We start from the raw sequence: 8,360 nt of genomic DNA on the forward strand, positions 1-8,360 counted from the left end.
ATTTGGAGGGATGGCGCTTGCAGAGACTGTATTTGCCTATCCCGGTATCGGAACGGCAGCAACTGCCGCAGCTACCAATGCAGTACCGCTTCTTTTGGGAATTGCCGTATGCAGCGCAATATTTGTATTTGTGGGAAATCTGATCGCCAACCTGCTGTATGGTGTGTTTGATCCCCGGATCAGAGAGGGGGAGCAGCGTGGATAAAAGACAGATTTGGAACAGGCGGATCCTGGTGGCTCTTTTGGTGTCCGCTGCAGTCGTATATCTGGCAGGGATCTTTTTCTGGGGGATTTCTATGGATCCTTCCTGTTATGATACAAATTATGCGGACAAATTTATATCTCCGGGATCAAAGCATTGGTTTGGCACGGATTTTGTGGGAAGAGATATGTTTTACCGATGTATCAAAGGATTGTCCAACAGTCTGATCGTGGGGATCCTGGCGTCGGTCGTCAGCTCTGTCATTGCTTTGGCGGCCGGAATTGCCTCCGCTGTGCTTGGCGGCCGGTGGACCGATGTGTAAATTGGTGTGTGGATCTGTGTATGGGTCTGCCTCATCTTGTACTTTTGATACTGATCTCTTTTATGATGGGAAAGGGGGGCAGGGGAGTCACGATAGCGGTAGCTCTGACCCACTGGCCTTCCCTGACCAGGATCGTCCGCTCGGAAGTGATGCAGATACGATCCTCACAGTATGTGCAGGCGTCATACCGATTGGGGAAATCAAAGATCTATGTGGCAGTCCGTCATATTCTGCCGCATGTTCTTCCGGTATACATGATCGGACTGATCCTGTTGTTTCCCCATGCGATCATGCATGAGGCCGCCATCACCTTCCTTGGGTTTGGGATGCCTGCAGAAATGCCTGCCATCGGCGTGATCTTATCAGAGGCGATGAATCATATCACAACAGGAAAATGGTGGCTTGCCCTGTTTCCCGGATGTATGCTTCTGATCGCAGTGATTCTATTTGACGTGATCGGAGAAAATCTTAAAAAACTCTGGAATCCGGGAAGCGCACAGGAGTAGGGGAGAAATGAAAGAGAAAAGTATTTTAACGGTAGACGACCTGGTTGTGTCGTTTCATATGTATAAAGGTTTGTTTCGGAAAGAGCGTCTGGAAGTCGTGCATTCTCTTTCTTTGGATGTCAATCGGGGAGAGATCGTGGCTGTGGTAGGCTCCAGCGGATCCGGGAAAAGCCTTCTTGCCCATGCCATCATGGGACTTCTTCCCGATAATGCAGCGGTGAGTGGAAGGATTTGCTATGACGGAAAAGAGCTGACGCAAAAGACCAGAAAAGCTCTTCTGGGAAAAAAGATGACGTTCATCCCACAGTCTGTAGACTATCTGGATCCTGTAATGAAGGTGGGAAAGCAGGTGATAGGAGTCTATTCCACAAAGGAACGCCAGGAGGAACTGTTTGAAAAATACAAATTGCCGAAAGAAACAGAGGAGATGTATCCGTTTCAGCTTTCAGGAGGAATGGCAAGAAGAGTACTGGTCTCATCGGCAGTCACGGAGATGCCGCAGCTTTTGATCGCAGATGAGCCCACGCCGGGGCTGGGAATTGAGATGGCCATGGATACGCTGAAGCATTTTCGGGAGATTGCAGATCAGGGGGCGGGGTGCTTCTGATTACCCATGACATTGACCTGGCGTTTTCGGTGGCTGACAGGATCGCTGTGTTTTATGCCGGGACCATCCTGGAATCTGCTCCGACGGAAGACTTTCTTGCCGGTGCAAAAAAACTTCGCCATCCTTACAGCAAGGCGTTTATTTCCGCACTTCCGCAAAATGAGTTTCAGGCCATGGAAGGTGTCCAACCCCATGCGGCCTGCCTGCCAAAGGGATGCCTGTTTGCGGACCGTTGTCCGAATGTGACGCAGGAATGTTTGGAAGAGATTCCCATGAGAAGCTTACGCGGCGGAAAGGTCAGGTGTGTACATGCAACTTAGCGCAGAAAATATCAGTTTTCGATATACAGAAACATCTCCCTGGATCTTAAAGGATGTCAGCCTGAAGGTAGATACGGGGAAAGAGTGGGGATCGTCGGGCCCTCCGGATACGGGAAGAGTACACTGGCAAAATTCTGGCGGGATACCAGCGTGCAGAGGTCGGGCAGGTTTTGATCGATCAAAAGCCTGTACAGACAAACGGATTCTGTCCGGTACAGCTGATCTACCAGCATCCGGAGCTGGCGGTCAACCCCAGGTGGAAAATGGAAAAAACCCTGAGAGAATGTTGGGATCCGGATGAAGAGGTCCTACGGTGCTTCGGCATTGAAAAGGACTGGCTGAAAAGATGGCCGCGGGAGCTGTCAGGAGGAGAATTACAAAGGTTTTGTATTGTACGGCTGCTAAGTCCCAAGACAAAATTTTTGATCTGTGATGAGATCACAACGATGCTGGACGTTATCTCCCAGGCGCAGATCTGGAACAGACTTCTTATGCTGTCAGAAGAACGCAGCTACGGAATGGTGATCGTCACCCATAATATGGAACTGGCAAAACGGGTCTGCACAAGAATCATTGATTTAAGGGAAATAAACCGGAGGTAGGGAAAATGGATACAAAGAAGATACTGGAACAGGTAAAAGAGGGAGAACTCTCCATAGAAGAGGCGGAAGAATGGTTCGCAGACAGCCGTTTGAAGATCTAGGCTATGCAAAGCTGGATACACACAGAAAGCTGCGCTCCGGATGTGCGGAAGTGATCTTTTGCAGTGGAAAAGCAGACGATCATCTGTTAAGCATCTATGAACGTCTTTATCTGGCAGAAGGAGAAGTGCTGGGAACGAGAGCCGACAAAGAGCAGGCGGCGCTTGTCCAGGGAAGATTGAAGGAAGTCGTCTATGATCCTCTGTCACGTATTTTAAAAATCGAAAAGAAGGACAAGGAGTATGTGGGAAAGATCGTAGTGTGTACGGCGGGGACGGCGGACATTCCGGTGGCGGAAGAAGCGGCGCAGACGGCAGAATTTTTCGGGAATCGGGTAGAACGACTGTACGATGTGGGAGTAAGCGGACTGCACCGTCTTCTTTCCCGGGTAGAAACCGTTCAGAAAGCCAACTGTGTGATCGCAGTGGCGGGAATGGAGGGGGCGCTGGCAAGTGTGATCGGAGGCTGGTAGACAAGCCGGTGATCGCAGTGCCTACCTCTGTCGGCTATGGGGCAAGCCTGAATGGGATTTCGGCACTTCTGACAATGATCAATTCCTGTGCCAACGGCATTGCTACCGTAAATATTGATAACGGCTATGGGGCTGGATATATCGCATCACAGATCAACAGACTGGGGGTATACAAGAATGGGTAAACGAAAACTATATCTGGAATGCTACGCAGGGATTAGCGGCGACATGACAGTGGCAGCTCTGCTGGATCTGGGGGCGGATCCAAAGGTGTTGGACGAGGCATTAAACAGTCTTTCCATCAGCGATCAGTTTCAGACCAGGATCAGCAGAGTGTCAAAATCAGGACTGGATGCCTGTGATTTTGAAGTGGTGCTCCGGGAGGACAATCATGACCATGATATGCAGTATCTGCATGGCCACAGCCATGGCAGGAGCATTCACACAGCCATGATCAGGAACACACACACAGTCATGATCAAGAGCACACACACAGTCATGCGCAGGGACATTTACACAGCCACCAGGCGAAGGAAGAGGGCTGTGGTCACTGTCACCGAAGCCTGACAGAGATCCAGAAGATCATCTACAACAGCTCCCTGACAAACCGTGCAAAAAAGCTGGCGGAAAGTATGTTTGATATTCTTGCGAATGCAGAAGCGAAGGCTCATGGAACATTAAAAATAGAGGTACATTTCCACGAAGTGGGCGCCGTGGACTCGATCGTAGATATGATTGCCGCTGCCGTTTGCATAGATAATCTGGGAATTGATGAGGTGATCATCCCGGCGCTTTATGAAGGAATCGGAACCGTTCGGTGTCAGCATGGAATCCTGCCTGTTCCGGTTCCTGCCGTCGTCAATATCGTCAATACAGAAAACCTTACCCTGCACATTACAGAAACAGAAGGGAGTTTGTCACACCTACAGGGGCAGCGATCGCAGCAGCGATCAAGACAGATGACAGACTTCCTGAAAAATTCCGTATCCTGAAGACGGGGATTGGGCAGGAAAGAGGACCTATGAAAGACCCAGCATCCTGCGGGCAATGCTGATCGAAGAACAGAAACAGCCGGCTGCCGGATCGGACTGTATCGTAAAACTAGAAACCAATATAGGACGGACTGCTACGGTGATGAAGCGCTTTTGTTCGATACGCGAATTTCTTCAGGAAGTCTGTCATCTGTCTTGATCGCTGCTGCGATCGCTGCCCCTGTAGGTGTGACAAACTCCCCTTCTGTTTCTGTAATGTGCAGGGTAAGGTTTTCTGTATTGACGATATTGACGACGGCAGGAACCGGAAACAGGCAGGATTCCATGCTGACACCGAACGCGTTCCGATTCCTTCATTAAAGCGCCGGGATGATCACCTCATCAATTCCCAGATTATCTATGCAAACGGCAGCGGCAATCATATCTACGATCGAGTCCACGGCGCCCACTTCGTGGAAATGTACCTCTATTTTTAATGTTCCATGAGCCTTCGCTTCTGCATTCGCAAGAATATCAAACATACTTTCCGCCAGCTTTTTGCACGGTTTGTCAGGGAGCTGTTGTAGATGATCTTCTGGATCTCTGTCAGGCTTCGGTGACAGTGACCACAGCCCTCTTCCTTCGCCTGGTGGCTGTGTAAATGTCCCTGCGCATGACTGTGTGTGTGCTCTTGATCATGACTGTGTGTGTGTTCCTGATCATGGCTGTGTGAATGCTCCTGCCCATGGCTGTGGCCATGCAGATACTGCATATCATGGTCATGATTGTCCTCCCGGAGCACCACTTCAAAATCACAGGCATCCAGTCCTGATTTTGACACTCTGCTGATCCTGGTCTGAAACTGATCGCTGATGGAAAGACTGTTTAATGCCTCGTCCAACACCTTTGGATCCGCCCCCAGATCCAGCAGAGCTGCCACTGTCATGTCGCCGCTAATCCCTGCGTAGCATTCCAGATATAGTTTTCGTTTACCCATTCTTGTATACCCCCAGTCTGTTGATCTGTGATGCGATATATCCAGCCCCATAGCCGTTATCAATATTTACGGTAGCAATGCCGTTGGCACAGGAATTGATCATTGTCAGAAGTGCCGAAATCCCATTCAGGCTTGCCCCATAGCCGACAGAGGTAGGCACTGCGATCACCGGCTTGTCTACCAGCCCTCCGATCACACTTGCCAGCGCCCCCTCCATTCCCGCCACTGCGATCACACAGTTGGCTTTCTGAACGGTTTCTACCCGGGAAAGAAGACGGTGCAGTCCGCTTACTCCCACATCGTACAGTCGTTCTACCCGATTCCCGAAAAATTCTGCCGTCTGCGCCGCTTCTTCCGCCACCGGAATGTCCGCCGTCCCCGCCGTACACACTACGATCTTTCCCACATACTCCTTGTCCTTCTTTTCGATTTTTAAAATACGTGACAGAGGATCATAGACGACTTCCTTCAATCTTCCCTGGACAAGCGCCGCCTGCTCTTGTCGGCTCTCGTTCCCAGCACTTCTCCTTCTGCCAGATAAAGACGTTCATAGATGCTTAACAGATGATCGTCTGCTTTTCCACTGCAAAAGATCACTTCCGCACATCCGGAGCGCAGCTTTCTGTGTGTATCCAGCTTTGCATAGCCTAGATCTTCAAACGGCTGTCTGCGAAACCATTCTTCCGCCTCTTCTATGGAGAGTTCTCCCTCTTTTACCTGTTCCAGTATCTTCTTTGTATCCATTTTCCCTACCTCCGGTTTATTTCCCTTAAATCAATGATTCTTGTGCAGACCCGTTTTGCCAGTTCCATATTATGGGTGACGATCACCATTCCGTAGCTGCGTTCTTCTGACAGCATAAGAAGTCTGTTCCAGATCTGCGCCTGGGAGATAACGTCCAGCATCGTTGTGATCTCATCACAGATCAAAAATTTTGTCTTGGGACTTAGCAGCCGTACAATACAAAACCTTTGTAATTCTCCTCCTGACAGCTCCCGCGGCCATCTTTTCAGCCAGTCCTTTTCAATGCCGAAGCACCGTAGGACCTCTTCATCCGGATCCCAACATTCTCTCAGGGTTTTTTCCATTTTCCACCTGGGTTGACCGCCAGCTCCGGATGCTGGTAGATCAGCTGTACCGGACAGAATCCGTTTGTCTGTACAGGCTTTTGATCGATCAAAACCTGCCCGACCTCTGCACGCTGGTATCCCGCCAGAATTTTGCCAGTGTACTCTTCCCGTATCCGGAGGGCCCGACGATCCCCACTCTTTCCCCCGTATCTACCTTCAGGCTGACATCCTTTAAGATCCAGGGAGATGTTTCTGTATATCGAAAACTGATATTTTCTGCGCTAAGTTGCATGTACACACCTGACCTTTCCGCCGCGTAAGCTTCTCATGGGAATCTCTTCCAAACATTCCTGCGTCACATTCGGACAACGGTCCGCAAACAGGCATCCCTTTGGCAGGCAGGCCGCATGGGGTTGGACACCTTCCATGGCCTGAAACTCATTTTGCGGAAGTGCGGAAATAAACGCCTTGCTGTAAGGATGGCGAAGTTTTTTTGCACCGGCAAGAAAGTCTTCCGTCGGAGCAGATTCCAGGATGGTCCCGGCATAAAACACAGCGATCCTGTCAGCCACCGAAAACGCCAGGTCAATGTCATGGGTAATCAGAAGCACCCCCGCCCCCTGATCTGCAATCTCCCGAAAATGCTTCAGCGTATCCATGGCCATCTCAATTCCCAGCCCCGGCGTGGGCTCATCTGCGATCAAAAGCTGCGGCATCTCCGTGACTGCCGATGAGACCAGTACTCTTCTTGCCATTCCTCCTGAAAGCTGAAACGGATACATCTCCTCTGTTTCTTTCGGCAATTTGTATTTTTCAAACAGTTCCTCCTGGCGTTCCTTTGTGGAATAGACTCCTATCACCTGCTTTCCCACCTTCATTACAGGATCCAGATAGTCTACAGACTGTGGGATGAACGTCATCTTTTTCCCAGAAGAGGCTTTTCTGGTCTTTTGCGTCCAGCCTCTTTTCCGTCATAGCAAATCCTTCCACTCACCGCTGCATTATCGGGAAGAAGTCCATGATGGCATGGGCAAGAAGGCTTTTCCCGGATCCGCTGGAGCCTACCACAGCCACGATCTCTCCCGATTGACATCCAAAGAAAGAGAATGCACGACTTCCAGACGCTCTTTCCGAAACAAACCTTTATACATATGAAACGACACAACCAGGTCGTCTACCGTTAAAATACTTTTCTCTTTCATTTCTCCCCCTACTCCTGTGCGCTTCCCGGATTCCAGAGTTTTTTAAGATTTTCTCCGATCACGTCAAATAGAATCACTGCGATCAGAAGCATACATCCGGGAAACAGGGCAAGCCACCATTTTCCTGTTGTGATATGATTCATCGCCTCTGATAAGATCACGCCGATGGCAGGCATTTCTGCAGGCATCCCAAACCCAAGGAAGGTGATGGCGGCCTCATGCATGATCGCATGGGGAAACAACAGGATCAGTCCGATCATGTATACCGGAAGAACATGCGGCAGAATATGACGGACTGCCACATAGATCTTTGATTTCCCCAATCGGTATGACGCCTGCACATACTGTGAGGATCGTATCTGCATCACTTCCGAGCGGACGATCCTGGTCAGGGAAGGCCAGTGGGTCAGAGCTACCGCTATCGTGACTCCCTGCCCCCCTTTCCCATCATAAAAGAGATCAGTATCAAAAGTACAAGATGAGGCAGACCCATACACAGATCCACACACCAATTTACACATCGGTCCACCCGGCCGCCAAGCACAGCGGAGGCAATTCCGGCCGCCAAAGCAATGACAGAGCTGACGACCGACGCCAGGATCCCCACGATCAGACTGTTGGACAATCCTTTGATACATCGGTAAAACATATCTCTTCCCACAAAATCCGTGCCAAACCAATGCTTTGATCCCGGAGATATAAATTTGTCCGCATAATTTGTATCATAACAGGAAGGATCCATAGAAATCCCCAAAAAAGATCCCTGCCAGATATACGACTGCAGCGGACACCAAAGAGCCACCAGGATCGCCCTGTTCCAAATCTGTCTTTTATCCACGCTCCCCCTCTCTGATCCGGGATCAAACACACCATACAGCAGGTTGGCGATCAGATTTCCCACAAATACAAATATTGCGCTGCATACGGCAATTCCCAAAAGAAGCGGTACGTCTGCATTGGTAGCTGCGGCAGTTGCTGCCGTTCCGATAC

The 8,360-nt window shown here is 50.1% G+C and carries 8 protein-coding genes and 8 pseudogenes; 7 read left to right on the top strand and 9 right to left on the bottom strand.

The window, feature by feature from the left end; all coding sequences use genetic code 11:
* The 7 genes and pseudogenes from FYJ34_RS12310 to larC (FYJ34_RS15390) form a co-directional block, all read left to right on the top strand.
* A partial coding sequence (locus FYJ34_RS12310) for an ABC transporter permease subunit (protein WP_154478988.1) occupies window positions 1-205 on the top strand: 205 nt, incomplete at its 5' end.
* On the top strand, window positions 198-524 hold the full coding sequence (locus FYJ34_RS14745; RefSeq protein WP_330582726.1) for a hypothetical protein: 327 nt from the start codon (window positions 198-200) through the stop codon (window positions 522-524). The genes FYJ34_RS12310 and FYJ34_RS14745, both read left to right, overlap by 8 nt.
* A 20-nt stretch (window positions 525-544) precedes the next feature.
* On the top strand, window positions 545-1,030 hold the full coding sequence (locus FYJ34_RS14750; protein WP_330582727.1) for an ABC transporter permease: 486 nt from the start codon (window positions 545-547) through the stop codon (window positions 1,028-1,030).
* 7 nt (window positions 1,031-1,037) lie between these two features.
* Window positions 1,038-1,957 (top strand): annotated as a pseudogene (locus FYJ34_RS12320) (ABC transporter ATP-binding protein).
* 107 nt (window positions 1,958-2,064) lie between these two features.
* Window positions 2,065-2,559 carry an ATP-binding cassette domain-containing protein gene (locus tag FYJ34_RS12325; protein ID WP_330582739.1) on the top strand — a complete coding sequence of 165 codons (495 nt, stop codon included), beginning with the start codon at window positions 2,065-2,067 and terminating at the stop codon, window positions 2,557-2,559.
* A gap of 5 nt (window positions 2,560-2,564) precedes the next feature.
* A pseudogene (gene larB / locus FYJ34_RS12330) lies at window positions 2,565-3,315 on the top strand (nickel pincer cofactor biosynthesis protein LarB).
* Window positions 3,308-4,246, top strand: a pseudogene (gene larC / locus FYJ34_RS15390) (nickel pincer cofactor biosynthesis protein LarC); the annotation flags it as partial. The pseudogenes larB (FYJ34_RS12330) and larC (FYJ34_RS15390), both read left to right, overlap by 8 nt.
* Before the next feature lie 10 nt (window positions 4,247-4,256).
* Here larC (FYJ34_RS15390) and larC (FYJ34_RS15640) read toward each other — a convergent pair.
* The 9 genes and pseudogenes from larC (FYJ34_RS15640) to FYJ34_RS14815 form a co-directional block, all read right to left on the bottom strand.
* Window positions 4,257-5,149 (bottom strand): annotated as a pseudogene (gene larC / locus FYJ34_RS15640) (nickel pincer cofactor biosynthesis protein LarC).
* Window positions 5,091-5,842: pseudogene (larB, locus tag FYJ34_RS15395) on the bottom strand (nickel pincer cofactor biosynthesis protein LarB). Before larB (FYJ34_RS15395) ends, larC (FYJ34_RS15640) begins: the two co-directional pseudogenes overlap by 59 nt.
* Window positions 5,843-5,847: 5 nt before the next feature.
* A pseudogene (locus FYJ34_RS15400) lies at window positions 5,848-6,460 on the bottom strand (ABC transporter ATP-binding protein).
* Complete coding sequence (locus FYJ34_RS14795) at window positions 6,450-6,884, bottom strand: oligopeptide/dipeptide ABC transporter ATP-binding protein (protein ID WP_330582741.1); 435 nt, start codon at window positions 6,882-6,884, stop codon at window positions 6,450-6,452. The pseudogene FYJ34_RS15400 and the gene FYJ34_RS14795 overlap by 11 nt, the downstream one beginning before the upstream one ends.
* A pseudogene (locus tag FYJ34_RS14800) lies at window positions 6,864-7,103 on the bottom strand (ATP-binding cassette domain-containing protein); the annotation flags it as partial. The gene FYJ34_RS14795 and the pseudogene FYJ34_RS14800, both read right to left, overlap by 21 nt.
* A gap of 55 nt (window positions 7,104-7,158) precedes the next feature.
* Window positions 7,159-7,242 carry a hypothetical protein gene (locus FYJ34_RS15645; protein WP_416389726.1) on the bottom strand — a complete coding sequence of 28 codons (84 nt, stop codon included), beginning with the start codon at window positions 7,240-7,242 and terminating at the stop codon, window positions 7,159-7,161.
* The gene (locus tag FYJ34_RS14805; protein WP_330582737.1) at window positions 7,230-7,370 is read right to left on the bottom strand and encodes a hypothetical protein; all 141 of its coding nucleotides are present in this window, start codon (window positions 7,368-7,370) and stop codon (window positions 7,230-7,232) included. Before FYJ34_RS14805 ends, FYJ34_RS15645 begins: the two co-directional genes overlap by 13 nt.
* 8 nt (window positions 7,371-7,378) lie before the next feature.
* Window positions 7,379-7,735: an ABC transporter permease subunit gene (locus FYJ34_RS14810; RefSeq protein WP_330582738.1), complete on the bottom strand. Its 357-nt coding sequence runs from the start codon at window positions 7,733-7,735 to the stop codon at window positions 7,379-7,381.
* Between the two features lie 53 nt (window positions 7,736-7,788).
* Window positions 7,789-8,360, bottom strand: a pseudogene (locus FYJ34_RS14815) (hypothetical protein); the annotation flags it as partial.

It is taken from the genome of Suipraeoptans intestinalis, from assembly GCF_009696485.1.
In the GTDB taxonomy this organism is placed as follows: domain Bacteria; phylum Bacillota; class Clostridia; order Lachnospirales; family Lachnospiraceae; genus Suipraeoptans; species Suipraeoptans intestinalis.